Source organism: Paenibacillus sp. YAE3 (genome assembly GCF_057546105.1).
Window position 1 is genome coordinate 492,787 of record NZ_BAAIYF010000001.1, and the last position, 23,470, is coordinate 516,256.

Sequence of the window (23,470 nt, forward strand, 5' to 3'; positions counted from 1 at the left end):
TCATGAAAAGGAAAAGGATCAAAAAGACGTTTACGCTTCTGCTGGCAAGCACCACGCTGTTGGCTCTGATGCTGTCCGGCTGCGGCGGCGGCAAATCGGCGGTCGACGTCGCTCCCGCGGGCGATGGGGATACCGGCAAAACCGCTTCATCCGGCGGTCAGGTCACCATTACGCATTACACCATCGATTCGGAAGACCGCACCTTTATCGAAAAGCTGATTCCGGATTTTGAGGCCAAACATCCGAACATCAAGGTCAAAGTGGAAAAAGCCCCTTACGAGCAGTTCGACAGCAAGCTGCAAACGATGATCGCCGGCGGCAAATCGCCCGACGTGACGAGCCACTACGGCTACGGCGGGTTCGCGGAATACTACAACAAAGACATGCTGCTCGACATGAACGACATCATTAAAGAAGACGGGTTCAAGGCATCCGACTACAACATCCCGGAAAACCTCATGAACATCTACACCATCAAGGACCATGTATACGGCATTCCGGTCAATATGTACGTCACGCTGATGCTCTACAACAAGGATATGTTCGATGCAGCCAACGTGCCTTATCCGCCAAGCGATTACGAAGATAAGAGCTGGACGTTCGACAAAATGGTGGAAGACGCGAAAAAATTGACCCACGTCTCCGACGATATCGCCAAAACGCAATACGGCGTCGATTTCACCTGGTCCGAACGCGACATGCGCCCGCTGTACTTCGGCGTCGAGCCATACTCCCAGGATACCTGGACCAACGGCGGCGTGCCGTCCGAAACCCGTTTCGACTCGCCGGAAGTCATCGCGGCCTATAACAAGCTGTACGGTCTGATCTTTAAAGACAAAGTATCCCCGACGACCGAATGGAGCAAAAGCGTCGCCGGGCAAAACGGCGATGCCTTCGTCACCGGGAAGCTCGGGATGAGCATCGGCGGCTCCTGGAACCTGGCAGGCTCAAACGACTTCCCGTTCAAGGTCGGCGTCGCGGCCGTGCCGGCAGGCGGGAACGACAAGGTGCGCAGCGTGCTGTTCGTCGATCCGCTGTTTATCCTGAAAGGCTCCAAGCATCCGAAGGAAGCATTCGAGTGGATCAAATATTTGGTCAGCGACGAAGTCCAGGAAAAATCGATCGAACTGAGCGGCGGCAACCCTCCGGTCAATACGAAGGCGGCCGAAGCCTATTACAAGCATTTTGACGGGATCGATCCGGCGGACGTGAAAAAGGTATACGAAGGCGCGGTGAAATACGGCTTCGAATCCTACAACCACCTGATCACCAACTATTCGCAAATCAACGACATGTTCATCAACGAGATGCAGCCGCTCGATACGGGGCATAAAACCGTAGAAGAAGTCATGCCGACGGTGCAGAAAAAGGTCATGGAAATCATCAAACGCAAATAAATAGGAAGTGCCGTCCCGGAACCGGGACGGTATCTGTTAATTTCGCTTCGCGGCGGCCTTTCGTCCATGTATACTAATGTTAAGCTGATATAAAATGTACGGAAAATCTGCCGCAAGGAGAATAAAAACAATGAAGGTTAGTATATTTGATGTTGCCAAAAAATCAGGATTGTCGGTTGTGACGGTGTCCAGGGTATTAAACGGCGCCGAATCGGTGCGCGAGAAAAACAGGCAAAAAGTGCTTGACGCGATCAAGGAGCTCGACTACCGCCCCAACGCCGCGGCGCGCAGCCTCGCCCGGGGCAAAACAGGGATCGTCGGCTTGATCGTCACCACGCTCCAGGACTCCTTCTTCGACGCCGTCGTCAAGGAGCTGAACGAGGTGCTTGCCCTACACGGCTATTTTCTTGCCGTCTCGGTCTCGACGGGCATCGGCTCCGACGAAGCCCATTACCTGATTCAGGAAGACCGCGTCGACGGCCTGATCCTGCTGTCGCCGATGGAAGAGGACAACTATATCGTGGAGCTGAAGCGCCGCAATATTCCTTACGTTCTGATCGACAACCAGAAGCCCGAAAACGACGCTTTTTCCGTGACGATCGACAACTACAAAGGCGGTTACGATGCGGCGAAGCATCTGATCGACCTCGGACATACCCGGATCGCGCACCTGAGCGGACAGGAAATGTTCCGCAGTACGAAGGAACGGCGCAGCGGTTTTCTGCAGGCGCTTGAGGAAAAAGGCATCCAGCCGTTCGAAATGGTTACCGGCGAATTCGAAATCGCTTTTGGCTACGAGACGTGCCGCAGATGGATTCGCGAAGGACAGCTCCCTTCCGCCGTCTTCGCGGGCGACGACAACATTGCGCTTGGCGTCGTCAATGCTTTGATGGAAGAAGGTATCCGCGTGCCCGATCAGGTTGCCGTCGTCGGTTATGACGATCAGCAAATATCTTCGCAGCTGCATCCTCATCTCACGACCGTCCGCCAGCCTGCCGACCGGATCGGCCTGGCTGCCGCGGATATGCTGCTGAAACGGATGGACGGCACGATGAAACGCGGATCGAACGTCAAAATCAATCCTGAACTGATCATCAGGGAATCCACCGCCGCAACGACAAATCAATAGGAGTGACGACCATTGGCTTACTACTTGGGAATCGATGGGGGAGGAACCAAAACTTACGCCCTGCTGACGGACGAACGCGGCAACGTGCTGGGCAAAGGCGTCAGCGGCAACGGCAATCATCAGATTGACCGGAGCCTTGCCGCGCAAAGCATCCGCGAAGCCGCCGAAGGCGCGCTAAGCGAAGCCGGCCTTGCGAAAAGCCAGCTGTCGCATGCCTACTTCGGGCTCGCCGGGGCGGACCGCGAAGCGGATTACCGCATCCTGCATCCGCTTATACAGGACATCGGCTTTACCCGGAACTATACCATTAATTGCGATACGATGATCGGCCTTCGGGCCGGCACGAACCGCCCGTACGGCGTTGCGCTGATCTGCGGCACCGGAACCAACGCCGCGGGGCGAAACCCGGCGGGCATGCATGTCCAAGTCGGCGGCTTCGATTATATGTACGGCGATTTCGGCGGCGGCGGTTCGCTGAATATCGAGGTCTTCCGGTCCGTCATCCGGGCCTGGGACGGGCGCGAGCAGCCGACCAAATTGACGCCGCTGCTGCTTGGATTCCTGGGATACGACAACGTCGGCGACATGTTCGACGACTTTCAGGACCATGGGAAGCATGTGCCCGTGCACGCCGCCAAGCTGCTGTTCGAAGCAGCCGCCGAGGACGACGCGGTAGCCTTGGAGATTCTTTCGCACCAGGGGATCGAGCTCGGAAAATCAGCGGTGGCGGTCATTCGCCGGCTGGGCATGCAAAACGACACGTTTGACGTCGTGCTGGCAGGAAGTCTGCTAACAAGGGGCGACCGCGGCTGGATTCGCGGCAAAATCGAGCAGGCCGTTGCCGGCACGGCTCCGAACGCAACGATCGTTACGTTATCCACGGAACCTGTCGTCGGCGCGGTCTGGTCGGCCATGGAAGCCGACGGGACCTCGGTAAGCCTGGAGGCGTATGAACAAATGCGGACCTTCCGCGACTTCGAGCAGATTCCGTTAGCAACAAGGTAATCCCTTTTTGAATCCATCCATTTCATTCATGTGAGGAGCGTGCAGACATGGCATCTGAACAAGGACTCAAAATCGCCGTCATCGGCGGCGGATCTTCTTATACGCCGGAGCTCGTCGAGGGCTTCATCCAGCATTACAACGAGCTTCCCGTCCGGGAGCTGTGGCTCGTGGATATCGAGCCGGGCAAGCGCAAACTGAACATCGTCGGCAACTTGGCGAAACGCATGGTCGAAAAATCCGGCCTTCCGATCGAAGTCCATCTCACGTTGGACCGCCGCGAGGCGATTCGGGGCGCGGACTTCGTCAGCACGCAGATGCGCGTTGGCATGCTGGAGGCGCGCGGACGCGATGAATCCATTCCGCTCAAATACGGCGTCATCGGACAGGAAACGACGGGCCCCGGAGGCATGATGAAGGCGCTGCGGACGATTCCGGTGCTGCTCGACATTTGCCGCGACATCGAAGAACTGGCACCGAATGCCTGGCTGCTGAACTTCACCAACCCGGCCGGCATGGTAACGGAGGCCATTTTGAAGCACACGAACGTGCGCAGCATCGGTTTGTGCAACGCGCCGATCGGGCTGATCAAGCGGACCGCGGCCAAATACGGCGTCGCTACGGACCGGGTTTATGCCGAATTCGTCGGCCTGAACCATCTGCACTGGGTGACTCGCGTCGATGTCAACGGCGAAGACAAGCTGGATGAGTTGCTTGCCGACACCGCCGGCTACAGCGCAAGCAACGTCCCGGCAAGGGAATGGAATCCCGAGTTTCTCCAGTCGCTGCGCGCCCTGCCTTCCTACTATTTGAAATACTTTTACATGACGGACGCCATGCTCGAAGAGCAGCTGGAATCCTTCCATAAAGGCGAAAACCGTGCCGAAGTCGTGAAACGCGTCGAAGAGGAGTTGTTCGAGCTGTACAACGACCCGGACCTGAACGAGAAACCGAAACAGCTGGAACAGCGCGGCGGCGCGTTTTATTCCGAAGCGGCCGTGAATCTGATGTGTTCGCTTTACAACGGCAAAAACGACATCCAGACATTGAACGTCGCCAATCAGGGCATCATCGATTTCCTGCCGGACGACGCCAGCATCGAAGTGAACTGCGTCGTCACCCAAAACGGCCCGCTGCCGCTGCCGTTAACCAAGATCCCGCCGATGGCGACGGGTTTGATCCATGCGGTGAAAACGTACGAACGCCTTGCCATCGAGGCCGCCGTCACCGGCGACCGGGGCCTTGCCATTCAGGCGCTGGCGCATCATCCGCTGGTGCCTTCGGTGGAAGTCGCCATCAAGATGCTGGATGAAATGCTGGAAGCGAACAAAGCGTATTTGCCGCAATTTTTTAAAGCGTCGGAGACGGGCATTTCCTGATTTTCAGCATAGCCGCCTCCGAAACTTGTTAATGAAATATATGCAAAAAAAGAGACTGCCGCGGCAGTCTCTTTCTTATATTCATTATTGATTCACAGTTGGGGCTGCATCCGCCGTCTTGGCCGGATGGATCGAGCTTCGAACCAGCAGCAGGTAGCACAAAATCGAGCATACGTCCGCCCCGGCGATGACAAGCCCCATCGGCAGCGCCGACGTGCTGCCGCCCAGACCGACCAAAGGGCTGACGATCCCGCCGAAAATGTACGACAGAAGCCCCAGCAGCGCCGATGCGCTGCCGGCGGCATGGCCGTAATCCTGCAAAGCCAGCGACGACCCGGCCGTGCCGACGATGCCGACGCAGGAGACGACGATAAACAGCGGCGGCAGCACCGCGGCGATCGGTGCTTTGACCGCAAGCAGCAGCAGAAGCGCCATGCCTCCGACCGTAGCCAAGGCAATGCCGGTCACAAGCAGCTTTTTTTCGCTTACCTTTCCGGCGAGCCGTCCCGTGATTTGCCCCGCGATAATAATGCCGATGCCGTTCATGGCAAAAATGAGGCTGAATACCTGCGGGCTTACCCCGTAAATATTTTGCAGCACGAACGGCGAACCCGAAATGTAAGCAAACATGGCGGCGGAGATGAATCCCGAACTTAACGCCAGCCCCATGAATTTGCGGTCCCTCAGCAGAACGCCAAAGGTTTTAAGCGTATTGGCGGTACCGCCTTTGGAACGTCTGCTTACGGCAAGCGTCTCCGGAAGGCCGAAAAAAACCGCCAACAGCATCACGATACCGATCCCCGCCAGCACGATAAACACGCCGCGCCAAGAGGTGAACTGAAGGAGCTGTCCCCCCACGATCGGCGACAGGATCGGGGCTGCGCCATTCACCAGCATCAGCATGGAGAAAAATTTCGTCAGTTCCGAGCCCGAATACATGTCCCTGACGATGGCCCGCGAAATGACGATCCCGGCCGAACCGGCGATCCCTTGAATGAATCGCAGCACGATCAGCATTTCGATGGACGTGCTGAACGCGCATAACAAAGAGGACAAGCCGTATACGACCATGCCGGCCAACAGCGGAATGCGCCGCCCGCGCACGTCGCTCAGCGGCCCGGCAAACAGTTGTCCGACCGCAAGCCCGATCAGGCACGAAGTCAAGCTGAGCTGCGTCAGCGACGTCGTCGTATGCATCGTTTCGGCCAAAATCGGCAGCGAAGGCAAATACATGTCCAGCGAAAAAGGACCGAAAGCGGATAATGCCCCAAGAATGATTATCATCCAAAGCCTGCTTGCGCTCGGGCGCACAGTCAGCGTTTCTTCTTGACCGCCGCTTCGATCCGATCGCGTCGTTAATGGTTTGCTCATAGGATGTCACTGTTCCTCCTTTGAATCTGTTACAACATAGGCGCCCCGCATTTCTGCCAAGCCCGGAGGGCCGAGCCCCCTCTTCCCCGTGTTCATATCCATCTATTGTAGCTCATTTCCCTTCCGAAAAAGAACCCTAAATTGCAAATCCGGCTTCCACGCATGCATTGGCAAATCCGAACCGCGCTTTATGAAACACGCCCCTCTCCCTTTCACAAGACGCAAAAATGCCGGGACCCATGGACCCGGCATTTTTTTCGAATGCGCTCTTGAAAGGTTATTTTTTTCCTTGAATCGTTGCTTTCGCATCGGCTTTGACAATCGAAACAGGGTTGGACAGCACGCTTTTCTTTTCCCCGACGCTAAGGATGTAGACATAATAGGAATTTTTATCGCTTAGACGGTTTCCCGCTACGTCGGTATCGTCCGCCTTAAATGTGACGGCGTACTCTTCATTGACGTTAATGAATTTCATGTTCGAGTCGATGCTTTTTGCCGTCGCCGTCTTCAGGGTAAAATCCTTTAAAGACGCAGGGACGACCATCACGGCATATTTTTGAACCTGGCTCTCGTTTGCCGGCTTTTTGAAGGAGACATCGATCCCGCCATCGGCCCATTTTGCCGTAATATTCGTTGGAACTTGCGTCAGATCCCTTAAAACGACCTCCACAGGATTGGACAGCGCGCCTGTTCCCGTTTTGGCCACGGACAGCACATAAACTTTGTAAGGATTCTCCTCGGCCAAAGGTTTATTATCCGTATCCTTTGTCGAATCGCTCATCGCCCCGCTAAAATCGCTGCCGACCTGAACTTTCGTAAATTGACCCGACGCCAACGCGTTTTCAAGGTTAAGGTCTTTCGACCCTGGCACGATGAAAATCCGGTACTCTTTAATATTGGCTTCGTGATCGGCGCGGGTAAACGAGATTTTCAGATCCTTTCCGTTATGCTCGTCTCCGGCATCCGTCGCGCTCAGCTCTTTGACCGGGGAAACCGGGAGCAGCGTATCCAGCGTGATGGCTTCGGAAGCGGCAGACAGCGCATAATTGTTGTGGTTTCCGACGGAAAGGACAAAAATTTTGTACGATATTCCGTTACGGATGAAATGGCCGTCGGAGTCTCTGGCATTGTCGTCCAAGACCACCTCGTAGCTTCCTTTATTGCCGTTTTCCACGGCTTTGTAGTAACCCAGGTTGGCCGCGAGTTTTTGGTTAAAGCTTCCCGCTTCGCTGGACTTTACGGCGATGATCCGGTACTGGGACACGTCGTCGTCGTGGTCCGCGCGGGTAAAGGTGACCTGCAAATCGCTGCCGTTGCCCGCGTCACCGATATCCTTCACGGCCACGTTTTTGGCCGGTCCCACCGTAAAGGTCTGCGACAAACCGATTGCCTGGGAAGGAGCGGACAATGCATGGGCATCTTCCTTTCCTACGGACAGGATAAATACCTTATATTTGGTGTCGCCTTGAATCAACCGGCCGTTGACATCCTTCGAATCCGCGGCGAGCGTGCGGGTGATGTTGGATCCGGTTTTGCTGACGGCCGTATAATTCGAGCCGGATACGGCCAAGGCATCCGCCAGGGTAAAGTAGCCGGCATCCGAATCTTTGACGACCAGGATCCGGTATTCCCTGATATTTTGTTCCTCATTTGCCCGCGTGAACGAAACCTGCAGGTCGCGGCCGTCGCCGTGATCGGCAACGTCGTTAACGGACACGTTCGTTGCCGGATAAACGCTCGCGTTCCCCGCCAACGTGATGGCCGAAGAATTCGAAGACAGCACATTTGTCCCGTACGACCCTACCGAAAGCACGAACACGCGGTAGCTGACCCCGTTGCGGATCGACTGTCCGTCCACGTCCCTGGCTCCCGAGGCGAGGGTTTTCGTGATGTTATATCCCGTCTTGTCGACGGACGTGTAGTTCGAACTGGAAACGGCGTTGGCTTTAGACAAGTTGAAACTATTGGCGTCGGAGGACTTTACAACCATAATCCGGTAACCGCTCAAGTTGCTTTCGTCCGCAGCCCGCGTAAACGAAACTTGCAGGTCGCGGCCGTCGCCGTGGTCGGCGACATCGTTGACGGACACGTTCGTCGCCGGATATACGTTTGAGTTCCCCGTCAAAGTAATAGACGCAGAATACGAAGACAACGCATTGGATCCGTAAGCTCCCACGGAAAGCACGAATACGCGGTAATTGACCCCGTTGCGGATCGAATGTCCATCCACGTCCCTGGCGCCCGAAGCGAGGGTTTTCGTAATGTTATAGCCCGTTTTGCCGACGGATGTGTAGTTCGAGCTGGAAACGTTATTTGCATCCGACAAGCTGAAATAAGGAGCGTCGGAGGCTTTAACGACCATGATCCGGTAGCCGTAGAGATTGCTTTCATCCGCGGCCCGGTTGAACGAAACGCGCAAATCGCGGCCGTCGCCGTAATCGGATACGTCGCTGACGCCGACGTTCGTTGCGGCATAAACGTCCGAACCTCCGGAATTCCCGTACAGCACGACGGCATACGATGGCGCCGAAAGCGCGTAGTTGCCATTGTAGCTTCCCGTTCCCACCGCCATGACAAAGACGCGGTAGGCGACGCCGGAGCTGATCAGCGATCCGTCTACGTCTCTGGCCCCGGAGGACAAGGTTTTGCTGATGTTGTTACCCGTTTTGCCGACTTCCGTATAATAGGAGCTCGACAGGTTCCTTGCATCGGATAGCGAGAAGCTTCCCGCCTTGCTGTCCTTGACGACGAAAATCCGGTAACTGCCGATCCGGGATTCGTCGGAAGAGCGGTTAAACCGCACGTTCAGATCGCGGCCGTCGCCGTAATTGCCAACGTCCTGCACGCTGGTAATGACAGGAGCGGCGATCGGATTCGATGCCAGCGAAAACGACGGAGAACCCGCGGAAAGCTGGTTCGAAGCGTTGCTGCCGCTTGCGACGGAAAGCACGAAAATGGTATAAGAAACGCCGTTTTTAATGTAATCCCCGGAAGTATCCCTGGCGCCCGAACTTAAAGTCGTCGTAATCGTGGAGCCGTTTGTTTTGTTTACTGTCGTATAATTGGCGCTTGCCGCGTTGTTAGCCGTATTCAGATTGAAGCTGCCGGCATCCTTGGTCTTTACGACCATGATCCGGTAGTTCTGGATGTTGGCCGTATTGGGTGGCTGATTAAAGCTGACCGAGATATCCCGTCCGTCGCCGTAATCGCCGACATCCGCCGCTTTGACGCCGGAGACCGCGTTTACGGGCGAAGCCGTCGACAGCGTGACGGTTGGAGATATGCCCGACAAGGCGCTGGCACCCTTTTTGGCTACCGTGAGCACATAGGCGTTGTAAGGCTGATTGGCCCGCAGCAGCTCGCCGGTGACGTCCCGCGATTGCCCGGACAGGTTGATGGCCAAATCGTTGCCCGTCGGCCGCACCGAGGTATAGTATCCGGTGGATAACGCCTGGGACAGCGTATACCCGTACGCGTTTGCGGACTTGACGATCAGGACGCGGTATTCGCTGACGTTCGTCTCGCGTTGGACCTTCGGAAAGCTTACCTCCAGGTCGCGGCCGTCGCCGTTTTTCCCGATGACGCGCGCGGTCACGTAAGAAACGGCATTCACGGCAGTGTCCGAAGTGACGATGTTGACGGTCTGCGTGCTTTGATTCCACAGCACCTGCGCGCCCAACGTCTCGCTGACGAACCGGACCGGCACCATGGTCGTTCCCTTCAAGTTTTGCGCAGGCACGTCAAGCGTCACCTTTTGCTGATTCACCGTCGCCGTTTTGGCGCCGATTTTCAGCACGATCGTGATGTCGTCGCGTATGGCCGTGACCGTGCTTGTTTTTTGATTCCACAGAATCTTGGCGTCAAACGCCTCAAAAATGGCCCGCATCGGCAGCATGGTCCGGCCCTTGGTCATTGTGGGCGGCTGCAGCGGGTTCAGTTTCACCCCGTCGACGTATACGCTGATCGGTTTCGGTTTGGCCGCCGCCTGCACCGCTGCAGCCGGAAGGGACAAGGAAACGACCATCAGCACGGCCACGAGCATAATCCAAAGCTTTTTCACGGTTCTCCTCCTCTTGGTTTTGTGTAAAAAAGGCTACACTTATTTGACGGGAGAACGGGTTGAAATGTTTTCCATCCCGAAAAAAATATATCGGCCAAATGCCCTGGCTTTCCAAAGCCGAAACGCAGCAGAAAAAAGCCCTGCCGGCCAGGCAGAGCTTGTTGTTTTCAGGATTTGTTTTTATGCAGCTTGACCAGCTCGTTAAAGGCCAGATAAATCGACCAAATGACCAGAATGAGTCCGACAAATTGCAGCAGGTAAATGAGATAGGGCTCGATTTTGGTAACGGACCCGAAAAAGGTTTTGAAAAGGGACAAAGGCTCTTCCGATGACAGCTGCATGAGCATAAATCCGATAATAAAGCTGATCAGAACCGTGACTTTTTTCTCCAAAGAACAAGGCCTCCCGTCGTGCGCACCACATAATATATATTCCAATATAACCCATATGGTATATATTGTCTATTGCATCACGAACATGAAATTTTCGCCAAAATCCGGGAAAATCGGTCTATACACGCAAAAAACCGGAACCCTCCCCCTCGCGGGAATGGCTCCGGTCTTTCGACAGGCGCGGGCCCCTATTCATTCCTTGAAGGGGTATGATCCCCAAGCGGGACGAAATGCTTTTCCGGGATGAAAAAAGGCTCGCGCGCCACGATGTCGGACGGATTATAACCCAAGCAATCCATCTCGGGCGCCGATAATCCGGTGCTCCACTTGGCCCTGAATTTTTCGGCATTGGCCAGCGAAGAGCGTTTGTAGTCGAGCCGGTTCGATGCGAACGTCCCTTGCCCTTCATGGTGGATAAAAACATCCTGCGCGACCCACAGCCGTTTGCCGCCGATGCGGGCCCGGATGGAAAAGTCGTCGTCCTCGTAGTTGCCCGGAAAAAAACGCTCGTCAAAGCCGCCGATCCGCTCCAGCAAACGACGGTGGAACAGCATGCAGAAGCCCACCAGCTTATGCGCGTAAAAGCCGGAGCCTGCCTGCTCTTGCTGCCGTCTGGCTGCATAAGCGTCCAGATGTTCAAGCGTCGGCCACTCTGCGTGGGGAACTCTCTGGATCGGAGCCACATGATTGGAAACTGGCCCGACGATGCCGATGTCAGGGTCCCGGAAAAGCCCGGCATACAAACCGGAGAGCCAACGCGGCGTTACGACGGTGTCATTATTGAGCAGCAGGATAAAATCCCCGGAAGCCTCAAGCATGCCCTGGTTGTTGCCTGCGGCGAACCCCCGGTTTTCCGCGTTGGCGATCAGCTTGACGTCCTCCATCGAATTCCAAAATTCCAGCGTTCCATCCGTGGAGCCGTTATCCACGGCAATCCATTCAAGCGGCTCTTCCGTATGGCGCATTACGCTTTCAACGCATCTTCGCGTCAGGTCCAGACCGTTACGGGTGAGCATGACGATCGAGGTAAGCGGCATCGATAACGCCCCCTTTTTTTTAATGTGAACGGATGGCCTACAATCCCGATGTGTTTAAAATAAACGGAATCACCCGCCCGTACGGCGTATCGCCAGGCAGCATGATCCCCAGGCCGTTGTTCGAACGCAAAGTATGCCAAGACAGGTCAAACGCCGTTTCCTTCAAAAAATCCTCGACGGCCGTCAACACGCCGTTGCGTTCCCCATGTTCGAATATGGCGTTATGGACCATATGGTTGAAGCCTCCGCCGGGCACGAGCAGCGGATTGCCGGGTTCCACCCCTTGCATGGCGCTGGGTTTGCGGTATTCCGCCGGAATGCTCTCGGGAAAATAGTACATATCCCGCCGTCCGTACGGCCAATCGATGTCATGCAGCATGACGACGGGAAATGCGCCGGCCGAAAGGGCCATATGCTCCACCTGCTTTAACTCATGATATACGGTATACCAGTTATGGTCGCCGTCGATCAGGATCATGTCATAGGGCTCTACCTTCGGGAGCGCCTGCAAACTGAAATCCTTGACCATTCGGAACGATTCCCCATAATAATTTGACAACAGATCCGCATCGAATTGCGGAGCAGGATCGATGACCGTGCATTTGCTGCCGGTATGATGGCAATAATCCAGAATCTTGAACGTGTTCAGTCCCGTCAGCGATCCGATTTCAACGATATGCGCCGGCTGCGCGGCGATCATCACCGGTTTGATGACCTTTTCCCAGAAACGGTGCATAGCCACTCTCCTGACCTGAAGATTGTCGAAAACCCCATCCCAATATATGAGCTCTTCAGCGGTTTCATGCTTGGAGCCCCATGTAAAAAGAGCCTGCGGCGGTCTGCTTTCTGAATTTTCGTCATACATATGACTGAAGTCGCTTGATGCCTTTTCCCGCAGCCCTGTCAGCAGATGCATATTTACAGCCTTTGTACCATTGGCAAAAATTTTGCCGCCCGGTTTTCGCTCCGGGATGGGAAATTCGGGTGCTTGAATCGTCCTGCATGCAAAGGAGTGAGAAGATGATTACCATCAGCTTGTGCATGATCGTCAAAAACGAGGAGAAGTCGCTGGAGCGCTGCCTTTCTTCCGTTCAAAAAGCGGTGGATCAAATGATCATTGTCGATACCGGCTCCACGGACAACACCAAGCAAATTGCACGCAAATTTACCCGATACGTTTTCGACTTCGAATGGATCGACGATTTTGCCGCAGCGCGCAACTTTGCGTTCAGCCATGCGGAAATGGATTATATTTTATGGTTGGACGCGGATGATATTTTAAAGGAGGAAGATCTCGAAAAGCTGCTCGAACTGAAACAAAACCTGGACCCCGGCGTCGATTCCGTCACGATGAAGTATCATCTGGCGTTCGACGAGCACGGCAACGTCATATCCAGCCTGCGGCGCAACCGTCTCGTCAAACGAAGCAACGATTTCCGCTGGATTGGGGCGGTCCATGAATATCTCGAAGTCGCCGGGCGGATTATCGACAGCGACATTGCCGTGACGCACTGCGGCGATGAGCGGGACAGCGACCGGAACCTGAACATTTATATGAAACGGCAGGCCAAGGGAGAGGTCTTCACGCCGAGGGATACTTATTATTTCGCCAATGAGCTCAAGGATCATCGCTTCTTCGAACTGGCCGCCGTCTATTACCGGAAGTTTCTGGATGAAGGAAAAGGGTGGGTCGAAGACAATATCGCGGCCTGCGGCAAGCTGGCGGATTGTTATCTCGAGCTGGGCGACAACGCCAATGCGCTTGCCTTTACGCTGAAATCGTTCGAATACGGCGCGCCCCGGCCGGAATTTTGCTGCCGCATGGGCTATCATTTTCTGCAAGCCGGGGACTATGCGGCAGCCGTTTATTGGTATAGGCAAGCGCTGGAAAATCCGGCTCCGGCCAACACCTGGGGCATGCAAAATTTAAGCTGTTCCACCTGGCTCCCCCACCTCCAGCTCTGCGTCTGTTACGATCGGCTCGGCATGCACCAGATCGCCTATCATCATAATGAAGCCGCAAGGCAATATCAGCCCGATCATCCCTCCGTGCTTCAAAACAAAGCCTACTTGGAACAAAAGCTGGGGATCATCCCCGTCGAAAATTCAGAAGAAACGGCCGACTCGTGAAGCGCGTTTAACGGTCGGGCGGATGAGGACGAACCGCCTTTCCGGAGCATGGCCTGAACCGGAGGGCGGTTTCTTTTGCTAAAGTTTGCCTCGAAAGAACATTTTACGGATCAAAAAAAGGGCTGCCCCGAAGCCCTGCGGCTTCTGGGGACAACCCTTGTTGTTATTGCTTACGACATGCGGGACAGAAACGGCGTCAAATCGACGTTCAGCGCCGCCGCCAGACGTTTGCCCAGCTCGGCGTCCGCACGGTAGAAATTGCAGATCGCGAGCAGTTTCGTCTGTTCCGCTACAGGCTCCAGATCAGCGGCCAAGTTGCCGATCAGCTGCTCCTGGACCTCGGGGGAATATTTCCGGAACACTTGGCCGGCCTGACCGAAATCGTTCGGCTTGTCGATTTTTTCGCGGGAAACGGTGCCCCGCACCGGCTGCGGCACGTCCTTGTAGGCCGGATCTTCCTTCGGCGTATGCTGGTAGCGGTTCGGCTCGTAGTTGATCCGGTCGGACGGCTGTTTGAACGCCATCGCCCCGTCGCGCATATTGTTGCTTACCTTCGCAAACGGGCAGTTGATCGGAAGCTGCAAATAGTTCGGCCCGATGCGGTAGCGCTGGGTATCGGAATAGGAGAACAACCGTCCCTGCAGCAGCTTATCCTCCGATGGTTCGATGCCCGGCACAAGCACGCCCGGATTAAAGCCCACCTGTTCCGTTTCGGCAAATACGTTTTCCGGGTTCCGGTTGAGCGTCATCGTTCCTACCAGCTGATAAGGAATATCCTCCTCGAACCAGTCCTTCGTGGCGTCCAAAGGATTGAAATCGAAGCTGTCCAGATCCGCCGGATCAAGCACCTGCACGTACAAATCCCATTCCGGATAATCGCCGCGCTCGATCGCTTCATACAAATCGCGGCTGGCATGGTTGAAGTCCTTGCCCTGGATTTGCGCCGCTTCCTCCCGGCTCAAGTTTTTGATGCCCTGCTTCGGAACCCAGCGCAGCTTCACGTACACCGTGTTGCCGTATTCGTTGATCCACTTGAAGGCGTGGACGCTGGAGCCGCGCATTTGGCGGTAATTGGCCGGAATGCCCTCGTCCGTAAAGAGGTGGACCAGCATATTCGTCGATTCGGGCGACAGGGACATAAAGTCCCAATAACGGTCTTCCTCTTGAATATTCGTGCGGGGGTCTGGCTTCAGCGAGTGCACCATGTCCGGAAACTTCATCGCGTCCCGGATAAAGAAGATCGGCAGGTTGTTTCCGACGAAATCATAGTTGCCTTCCTCCGTATAAAATTTGACCGCGAACCCGCGCGGGTCCCGGAGCGTTTCCGGGGAATGCTGACCGTGGATTACCGTGGAAAACCGGGCGAATACCGGCGTTTCCTGTCCTTCTTGTTGCAAAAATGCCGCTTTCGTGTACCGTTTCATGCTGTTGATGACCTTAAAAACGCCATGGGCTCCCGCTCCCCGGGCATGCACCACGCGTTCCGGAATGCGTTCCCGGTCGAAATGCGCCAGCTTCTCCAGCAGCTGATAATCCTCCAGCAGTGTAGGTCCGTTCTGCCCCGCCGTTCTGGAATTTTGATTATCGCCGATGGGCGCGCCTTGATTCGTCGTAAGTTTGGCCATAAGGATCGTGCCTCCTTGATTTATTTTTAAATTAGAATAATTCTAAATAAGCAACTCGACGTCATTTATTGTACCCTCATTGAAAATGAAAATCAATACTAAATTATAATTATTCTAAATTAATCGTATGCGCTCTTTTGCCGATATATGCCGGGTACAGGCAACCATATGGTTAAAAGCAGCTTTCCTGCGCTTTCCCATGATCGTGAAACGGCGGACAACGTGTATAATATTCAAAAAAGCAACCTATCCATTGCGAGAAACGAATGAATGAAGGAGACCTTTATGTATAAAATGCTTATCGTCGAAGACGATCCGAAAATTGCCGACCTGTTGAAAGCCCATATTGAAAAGTACGGGGATACGGCCATTGTTATTCATGAATTCGACCGGGTTCTGGAACAATTTCAGCGGCATTCCCCCCACATCGTGCTGCTGGACATCAATCTCCCGAGCTTTGACGGATATTACTGGTGCCGCCAGATCCGGCAGGTGTCGACCTGCCCGATCATTTTCATCTCGGCCCGCGACGGCCAAATGGATCAGGTGATGGCGCTCGAAAACGGCGCGGACGACTTTATTACGAAACCCTTTTACTACGAAATCGTCATGGCCAAGATCCGCAGCCAGCTTCGCCGGGCGTACGGCGACTATGCCGTGAAAAACGACGAGCGCACGGTCGAATTGGGCGGCCTGGTTTTGTACCCGGAACGCATGGAGCTTCATTTCGGCAAAAGGAGCGTGCCGCTCAGCAAAAAGGAAACGATATTAATGGAAACGCTGATGGAGCGCAGCCCGCGGGTCGCAAGCCGCGAGGTTATTTTGGAAAAGCTGTGGGACGACGCTTTCGTGGACGACAACACGCTCAGCGTCAACATCACGCGCGTGCGGAAACGCCTGACCGAGCTGGGCCTGGAGGAAACGCTCGAGACCGTGCGGGGGCTCGGTTACAGACTGAACTTGAACGCGGAGGAGCCGAAGTAAATGAAACTGTTCATTCGGGAGCACCTCCCCTTGCTCATATTTACGTTGGCGCAGCTGCTGGCCGTCCTGGCGGTGTTTTGGTTTGACGGATACGATCATCCGCTGACCGCCATATACGCCTTGTTTTTGGGGCTGTTTATTTTCGCGGGATACCTCGGTTTGCGTTATGCCACGCATCGCGGGTTTTACGCCCGGCTGTCCCGGCCCGTCGCTTCCCTCGCCGAATCCGTTCACAAGCATGAGCCGGCGCCGCTTCCCGCTGCCCTGAGCGAGCTTTTGGAAAACCAATACAGGCAGTACCAAAACATGCTTCAGCATTGGGAACGAAAAAACGCGGAGTACATGACCTTTTTAAACCAATGGATCCATCAGATGAAAACCCCTTTGTCCGTGATTGAAATGATCACGCAGGATGGCGGGGACGAGCGGATGGGCAGCATTTCCGAGGAAACGGACCGCCTGCGGAGAGGGCTGGACATGGCTCTGTACACGGCCCGGCTGGGCACCTTCGAGCAGGATTTCAGCGTGGATGCCGTCGATCTGAAACAGCTGGCGAACGAAGCGGTCCATGAATACAAACGGTATTTCATCCGCAGCCGCGTTTATCCGGAAGTCTCGATCGAAGAAGGAATTTCGGTACGGACCGATGCCAAGTGGATGCAGTTCATCCTGGGCCAGCTGCTGAACAACGCCATTAAATATTCGGCAGGCAGCGGAAAAAAAGTGACCCTGTCGGCCGTCAAGGAAGGCCGGGACGTCGTCTTGAGCATACAAGACCGCGGCGTCGGCATTCCCAAAGCGGATCTCCCTCGCGTGTTCCGTCCCTTCTACACCGGGGAAAACGGCAGGCGTTTCAAGGAATCCACGGGCATGGGGCTGTACATCGTCAAGGAAGTGATCGACAAACTGAACCACCGCATCGAGCTGGAATCGGTTGAGGGCGAAGGCACGCTTGTCCGCATCCGTTTTTGATTGATCCGGAACCGATTCACGGGATCGTTGTAAACGGCATTTCTTACAGCGTTGTAAGATGCGTGAAAGCTGCGTCGATAGGAGGAACCCCTGTCCGGGGCGTATACTGGGGATACGAATAGAACGAAGGGTTTTGAGGATAAAAACCCGGAAAACGAAAGGGGAAGTCACCAAGCCATGGAAATGTTATCCGTCCGCAACCTCGGCAAAATATATAAGGGCATGGTTTCGTACGAAGCGCTCTCCAACATCGACCTGTCCATCCAGCGGGGAGAATTCGTAGGGATCATGGGCCCCTCCGGGAGCGGCAAAACGACCCTGCTCAACATGATCTCCACGATCGACAAGCCGACCACGGGCGAAATCCGCATCGGCGGCAAAGACCCTTACGCGCTGTCGCAGGATCAGCTGGCCCTGTTTCGAAGACGCGAGCTCGGGTTTGTGTTCCAGTCTTTTAATCTGCTCAATACGCTCACCGTCAAGGAAAACATCGTGCTGCCGCTGACGCTGGACGGGGCCGGCCTTGCGGACATGAACGAAAAGGTGGCGGTCCTGTCGGAGAAGCTCGGCATCGCCCCGATCCTGGACAAGCGGACGTATGAAATCTCCGGAGGACAGGCGCAGCGAACGGCGATCGCTCGGGCGCTGATCCATGAGCCCAAGCTGCTGCTGGCGGATGAGCCGACGGGCAACCTGGATTCCAAATCGGCGCGCGAAGTCATGGAAATTTTAGAACAGCGAAACCGCGAGGATCAGGTGACGATGCTGCTGGTCACGCATGACGCCGTGGCGGCAAGCTACTGCAGCCGCGTCATTTTTATCAAAGACGGACAGCTGTACAACGAAATCTACTGCGGCGAAAACCGGACCGCATTCTATCAAAAGATCATCAACGTCTTGTCGCTGCTGGGAGGAAACGGGCATGAATTTCCGCCAGTTCGCGTTTAACAACGTCTTCCGGAACAAACGGACCTATGTCGCCCATTTCCTGAGCAGCGCGTTTTCGGTCATGATCTTTTTTACGTACGCCATGCTGGCGTTTCACCCCGACCTCAAGGGGCAAATCATGGCCGACAGCATCACGCTCAGCATCCTCGCAACGATGGGAATGCATATTTCGCAAGTCGTCATCTTCGTGTTTTCATTCCTGTTCCTGCTTTATTCCGTCGGTTCCTTCATCAAGGTCCGCAAAAGGGAGTTCGGCATCCTGCTTTTGCTGGGCATGTCCCGCAAACAGCTGAACCGCATGCTTTTTATCGAAAACGTCTTGATCGGCTTGGCTGCGATCGTGACGGGCATTCTCGTCGGCATCGTTTTCTCCAAGCTGATCCTGCTCATCTGCGCATCCATGCTGGTGATCGAACGCGGGCTTCCGTTTTATCTGCCGGCCAAAGCGATTGGGCTGACCGCGGGCGGTTATCTGGTTCTGTTCATGGCCGTTGCGGCCTTCACGTCGCTTATGACCAAAAAAGGGACGCTGGCGGACCTCATCAAATCCGAGGATAAACCGAAACCGGAACCCAAGGCATCCGTCCCGCTTTCCATCCTGGCTGTGCTGCTGATCGGGCTGGGTTATGCCTGCGTCTTCCTGTTCGTGCTGCGCCGCATCTATTCGTTCGGCCTGCTGTTTGGCGGCGTGGTGCTGGTCATTATCGGAACCTATTTTCTTTTCACCCAGCTCAGCGTGTACGTCATCCGCGCCTTGAAAAACAGGCCCCGCTTCGTGTTCAAACGGACGAATCTGCTGACGGTATCGGAGCTCGTCTACCGGATGAAAGATAACGCGGTCATGTTTTTTATGGTCGCGATCATTTCGGCGATCGCTTTTACCGGCATCGGAACGGCCCTTGCCATCGGCGATCCGGGACTTGCGGCGATGAAAAACCCGTACGCTTTTACGCACACCTCCTTTCCGGAACCTGGTGATGACGTTTCATTTGAGCAGAAGCATATCCATTTGATCGAGCAAACGCTGAAAAAAGGAGGTTTTGCCTACCGCACGGCCTCGTTCGTTCCGGCCTACTCCGATGACGGGAAAACCTTGATCCGTCTGAGCGACTATAACGGGCTGGCCGCTGTCCTCGGTTATCCCCAGGAAACGCTGCGCAGCGGGGAAACCATGGCCTCTCCGTCGTCGGTGACGCAAAATGACAAGTACAGGCTCGAAGGCCTTCAAACGGATCGGCTTACGATCACGAAAGGCGAACATACCATGACGCTGCCCATCGTCAAGGCGCTGCCCCATATCGTCATTCCGGATTACGGCAATGTTTGGATTATTACAGATTCGGATTACGAGCGGCTGGCGAAGGGCGATGAATATAAGACCCGAGTTGTCGTGTTCGTCGTCCCGGAGTGGCATCATACGCGTACGGTTGCCGAAGAAATAAGGAAAGCCCTGGATGCGGATTCAGCAAACGAGCAACAATACGCCTATAACTTTTCTGCGCTTGTACTGGATTGGATGCATTCGAAGCAGTTAAACGGCTTGCTGCTCATCGTCAGCGGGCTGGTCGGAATCGTCTTTTTCACGTTTGCCGCCAGCTTCATCTATTTCAGGCTTTATGCCGATTTATCGAGGGACGAGGAGCAGTACCGGATGATTTCAAAAGTGGGGCTGAGCCGCAAGGAACTTGCCACAACCGTCACCCGCCAGCTTGTCCTCATGTTTTTCCTGCCGCTTCTCGTGGCGATCGTGCACAGCAGCGTGGCGTTTGCCGCGCTCCAAGGCCTGGTCGACTTTTCCGTCGTCTCCCATACGCTGGCCGTATTCGCAACGTTTCTCGGCATTCAGGTCGTCTATTTCTTGGTGACCCGCTGGCGTTATTTAAGCCATTTATACCAAAAAATCTTGTAACGCATAAATTCTCATTATATTAAACAAAAGACATCTGCCCGTTCGTTTGGCGAACGGCTCCAGATGTCTTTTTTGGGATTTCCGGCCTTCACAGCGTCTGCAATTCGCGCCGGATATCCCGGCGGCGGTTTTCGATGTATGCGTAAATCACGTTGTGTTCGTTCAAAAACATGCCGAGAGGCCACTTGTATTTCGGATCCCGGTATACGTCGTCTTCGATTTGGCGCAGCATGTTCCGGACCACCGGCATCAATTGATGAGCGGTAAAGGAGGAGGCGAGAATTTCCTCGAGAATCTCCTTGTATCGCTGCCGATTGGCGCTGTAGGCCAGCACCTTTCCCGTCAGCTTGTTATGCCCTTTAATGCTGACCAGATTCGAAGCGACCTCCTTCCCGTAGCAGTTCCGTCCCCAGGTTCCCTCATAATCCCATGGCAGAAAACCGTATGCCTTCCGCTTCCTGTATTCGATAATCGTATAGTTATGCCGAAATCCGTCGTAGTTGCCTGTTAGCACCGCCCCGCTCAGCCATGTCAAAAAATTGTCCATATACAGGCGCTGGTTCAAATATTTTTCCAGCGTTTTCCCCCGTTTGGCGTGGATGTTCCGAATGAAGCGCATCAGCCTCAGACGGTCTTCCCCGCGGCCTTTGATCAGCCTGTATCCGGAAAACAGCGAAGTTTTCGGGGTATTCGTGCTGACGTTGTTCAAATCGAAGGTGGCATTGTCGTTGACGGCATAAATGATGCTTCGGACGGGAAGCTTGCGCACGCGGAAAAAGGTTTGATTTACCGCCTCGATCCGCAAATACACGCCTTGGTTCACGCCGTTTAATTGCAGGACGCAGTGCTGCGTCGAGGGACTTGGAACGCCGATCATATTAAAGAAATGAAATGAAAGCGCATTGCGAATCAAGGAAGGATCGTCATACTCGGCATTAAAGTGATACGTTGCGCGTGATGTGCGAATTTCATAGGATTTTTTCGGATATTCGCGCGTATGGCCGCCCCGGTACCGAATCCGGATGGCTTGAGGCGACCCGTTCCCGTTCGACAACGTCGCCGGAAAAAAACGGTCAGACCATATGTGGTTCTCCATCTGTTTCAAATCCTTATCCTTGATTGCGATCCGGTATACGGGCAGACCCATGCAGCAACCGCCTTTCCAACACGAAGAATAGCCTATGATGCGGGCTTTTCACCATATTATGCCGAAGGGGCGGATGCCGTCAGGGCGGATGCCTTGGTGTTCCGGGAAAATGCCTAAACTTGTCTTGGCAACATTCTAGCAACCGGGCAGAGGGATATTCACTCAATTTTGATAATCTAGTATATTCGGCTAGTCCCTTCTAACACGAGGACACATATAAATATTGCATAGATAGACTTGAAGGACGAATCGACGCCTCTCTCGTCTACCTAATCACTCCAAGGAAGGGGAATGTGAAATGTCTTTAGCCGGTTATGATTTAATGAACTTGGTCGGCCAAAGCGTGAAGATCAACCGTGGCGGACATGATTCGGTTGAAGGTGTTCTGCAAAGCGTACAGAACAACTACATGGCTGTTTGGACAAATGACAGCAATGTCGTGTACGTGAACACCCAACACATCAAAAGCATCTCTTCGACGGGCCAATCGGGAGATCAATCCATGACGGGAACGACCATGACGAGTCCGATTCGGGCTTACAGCTTCGGCTCGCTTCTGCAGGCGCTCCGTTACCGCTATGTGCAGGTGAACCGCGGAGGCCCTGAAAAGCTCGAGGGGATCGTCGCCGACGCCAACCAAAACTACCTCATGCTCGCCGTAAAAGGAGAGGAAGTCGTCCGCATCCCGATCTACCATATCAAATCGGTCGCGGTCGTAAGCAGCAATTCGAACAACAAAAATAACAACAACAACAATAACAACAGCAATAACAACAACCAAAACAACAACAACAAATCCGGAGGCAGCCAATCGGGCGGTAATCGCAGCAGCGGTAACCGCAGCGGCGGCAATCGCAGCGGCGGCAATCGCAGCTACGGAGGCAGCCGGAGCGGTGGAAGCCGGAGTTACGGAAGCCGCAGCTATGGCGGACGCAGCTATGGCGGACGCAGCGCCAGCAGACGCAGCCGCGGACGCAGCGGTGGACGCAGCGGCGGACGTAGCGGCGGACGCAGTGGCGGACGCAAATAACCGCAGCCGGTTCGCCTTGGAACCTTCTATCCTAATCTAGTCATCGGGCCGTAAAAAATATAGACGCTCCCTGCGGAGTCAACGAATCTACATTCCTCGCGCCGCAGATTCTTAACTCCGCAGGAGCTGTCCTTATTTCCGCGGCTTACCGTTTAGCAGACCGTTAAAAGGAGTATATGCAAGCCGTATCGTTCATGATCTTCGAATCCGCTTCGACACGGCTTGTCCATAGGATGCAGCTTCCCCCTGATCGTAATGCGAAAGGAGGTAGATTATGGAGTCGATCCGTTCTCTCCTCGGCAAAAAAATCGAACTCAAACTATCCGGCTGCAAAATCCCCATCACCGGAGAGCTCATCGATCTTGGCAGCGACATTGTCGTCGTGTTCTCCGACTCCCGGTATGTGTATGCGCCGGTGCACCATTTGCAGCATTTGAAACTTTCCGATGACGACGAGGATTTCTCGCCGGCCGACCGGGAACCGCTCGTGGACCATGTGCACATTTCCTATCGGAAAATGCTGATGAATTCCAGGGGCATTTTTACGGAAATCGGCCTGGGAGGCCCTCATCCCGTTTACGGTTATGTGACAAGCATCATGAACGATTACTTTATTTTTTATTCGCCGCTGTACCACTCGATTTATGTTTCGCTTCATCACGTCAAATATATCTGCCCGCTTCCGCCCAACATGACGCCATTCTATCTCAGCCAGCATCCTTTCCATCTGCAGCAGCCGGCTATCCCCCTCTCCCGTACATTAGAGCAGCAATTGGAGAAATTTCAAAACGAGCTCGTCATCTTTGATTTGGGAGAATCCCCCTTAAAGGCAGGACTGCTGAAAAAGGTGGATAACCGGATCATCGAACTGATCGAGGCCGGAGGAAAAACCGTTTTCCTTCACTGCGACCATATCAAATCGATTCATCTGCCATAACCGCCAACAACACGGCTGTTG

18 protein-coding genes are annotated in these 23,470 nt (G+C 54.5%); 11 read left to right on the top strand and 7 right to left on the bottom strand.

Translation table 11 applies throughout. The features are described 5' to 3' along the window. Positions 1-2: 2 nt before the first annotated feature. The 4 genes from AC27KL_RS02195 (at position 3) to AC27KL_RS02210 (ending at position 4,907) form a co-directional block, all read left to right on the top strand. Positions 3-1,397 carry an ABC transporter substrate-binding protein gene (locus AC27KL_RS02195; protein ID WP_339323064.1) on the top strand — a complete coding sequence of 465 codons (1,395 nt, stop codon included), beginning with the start codon at positions 3-5 and terminating at the stop codon, positions 1,395-1,397. 130 nt (positions 1,398-1,527) lie between these two features. Beyond that, positions 1,528-2,526: a LacI family DNA-binding transcriptional regulator gene (locus tag AC27KL_RS02200; protein ID WP_339323063.1), complete on the top strand. Its 999-nt coding sequence runs from the start codon at positions 1,528-1,530 to the stop codon at positions 2,524-2,526. Positions 2,527-2,538: 12 nt separating this feature from the next. Continuing rightward, positions 2,539-3,531: an N-acetylglucosamine kinase gene (locus tag AC27KL_RS02205; protein ID WP_487168647.1), complete on the top strand. Its 993-nt coding sequence runs from the start codon at positions 2,539-2,541 to the stop codon at positions 3,529-3,531. 47 nt (positions 3,532-3,578) lie between these two features. Next, complete coding sequence (locus AC27KL_RS02210; RefSeq protein ID WP_487168648.1) at positions 3,579-4,907, top strand: 6-phospho-beta-glucosidase; 1,329 nt, start codon at positions 3,579-3,581, stop codon at positions 4,905-4,907. A gap of 84 nt (positions 4,908-4,991) precedes the next feature. On the opposite strand, the gene AC27KL_RS02215 is transcribed toward AC27KL_RS02210, so the two are convergent. The 5 genes from AC27KL_RS02215 to AC27KL_RS02235 all read right to left on the bottom strand — a co-directional run bounded on the left by AC27KL_RS02215 (position 4,992) and on the right by AC27KL_RS02235 (position 12,503). After that, positions 4,992-6,191: a multidrug effflux MFS transporter gene (locus AC27KL_RS02215; protein ID WP_487168776.1), complete on the bottom strand. Its 1,200-nt coding sequence runs from the start codon at positions 6,189-6,191 to the stop codon at positions 4,992-4,994. Positions 6,192-6,555: 364 nt separating this feature from the next. Then, the gene (locus AC27KL_RS02220; protein ID WP_487168649.1) at positions 6,556-10,338 is read right to left on the bottom strand and encodes a stalk domain-containing protein; all 3,783 of its coding nucleotides are present in this window, start codon (positions 10,336-10,338) and stop codon (positions 6,556-6,558) included. Positions 10,339-10,505: 167 nt separating this feature from the next. Continuing rightward, a complete protein-coding gene (locus AC27KL_RS02225) occupies positions 10,506-10,730 on the bottom strand; it encodes a hypothetical protein (protein WP_036709509.1) in 225 nt (74 codons plus the stop codon). A 188-nt stretch (positions 10,731-10,918) separates the two neighbouring features. Then, on the bottom strand, positions 10,919-11,767 hold the full coding sequence (locus tag AC27KL_RS02230) for a glycosyltransferase family 2 protein (RefSeq protein ID WP_487168650.1): 849 nt from the start codon (positions 11,765-11,767) through the stop codon (positions 10,919-10,921). Positions 11,768-11,804: 37 nt separating this feature from the next. Beyond that, positions 11,805-12,503, bottom strand: a complete 699-nt coding sequence (locus AC27KL_RS02235) for a class I SAM-dependent methyltransferase (protein ID WP_487168651.1) — start codon at positions 12,501-12,503, stop codon at positions 11,805-11,807. 284 nt (positions 12,504-12,787) lie between these two features. Between AC27KL_RS02235 and AC27KL_RS02240 the strand changes: the two genes are divergently transcribed. Beyond that, complete coding sequence (locus AC27KL_RS02240; RefSeq protein WP_487168652.1) at positions 12,788-13,897, top strand: tetratricopeptide repeat-containing glycosyltransferase family 2 protein; 1,110 nt, start codon at positions 12,788-12,790, stop codon at positions 13,895-13,897. Positions 13,898-14,067: 170 nt separating this feature from the next. Here AC27KL_RS02240 and AC27KL_RS02245 read toward each other — a convergent pair whose 3' ends face one another. Continuing rightward, complete coding sequence (locus AC27KL_RS02245) at positions 14,068-15,522, bottom strand: catalase (RefSeq protein WP_487168653.1); 1,455 nt, start codon at positions 15,520-15,522, stop codon at positions 14,068-14,070. Between the two features lie 285 nt (positions 15,523-15,807). Here AC27KL_RS02245 and AC27KL_RS02250 point away from each other — a divergent pair, with 285 nt between their 5' ends. From AC27KL_RS02250 to AC27KL_RS02265, 4 genes are all read left to right on the top strand, one after another. Beyond that, a complete protein-coding gene (locus AC27KL_RS02250; RefSeq protein WP_487168654.1) occupies positions 15,808-16,506 on the top strand; it encodes a response regulator transcription factor in 699 nt (232 codons plus the stop codon). Further along, complete coding sequence (locus AC27KL_RS02255) at positions 16,507-17,478, top strand: sensor histidine kinase (RefSeq protein WP_487168655.1); 972 nt, start codon at positions 16,507-16,509, stop codon at positions 17,476-17,478. It abuts the gene before it with no gap. A 177-nt stretch (positions 17,479-17,655) separates the two neighbouring features. Then, entirely contained in the window at positions 17,656-18,426 is a 771-nt protein-coding gene (locus AC27KL_RS02260; RefSeq protein WP_487168656.1) for an ABC transporter ATP-binding protein, read from the top strand. Beyond that, on the top strand, positions 18,401-20,335 hold the full coding sequence (locus tag AC27KL_RS02265) for an FtsX-like permease family protein (RefSeq protein ID WP_487168657.1): 1,935 nt from the start codon (positions 18,401-18,403) through the stop codon (positions 20,333-20,335). Before AC27KL_RS02260 ends, AC27KL_RS02265 begins: the two co-directional genes overlap by 26 nt. 88 nt (positions 20,336-20,423) lie before the next feature. Here the strand turns inward: AC27KL_RS02265 and AC27KL_RS02270 are convergent, their stop codons facing one another. After that, on the bottom strand, positions 20,424-21,482 hold the full coding sequence (locus AC27KL_RS02270) for a CotH kinase family protein (protein WP_487168658.1): 1,059 nt from the start codon (positions 21,480-21,482) through the stop codon (positions 20,424-20,426). 298 nt (positions 21,483-21,780) lie between these two features. Between AC27KL_RS02270 and AC27KL_RS02275 the strand changes: the two genes are divergently transcribed. Continuing rightward, a complete protein-coding gene (locus tag AC27KL_RS02275; RefSeq protein ID WP_487168659.1) occupies positions 21,781-22,512 on the top strand; it encodes a DUF6897 domain-containing protein in 732 nt (243 codons plus the stop codon). Positions 22,513-22,786: 274 nt separating this feature from the next. Further along, positions 22,787-23,449, top strand: coding sequence for a DUF2642 domain-containing protein (locus tag AC27KL_RS02280; RefSeq protein WP_487168660.1), 663 nt, complete (start codon positions 22,787-22,789; stop codon positions 23,447-23,449). The last annotated feature ends 21 nt before the right edge of the window (positions 23,450-23,470 follow it).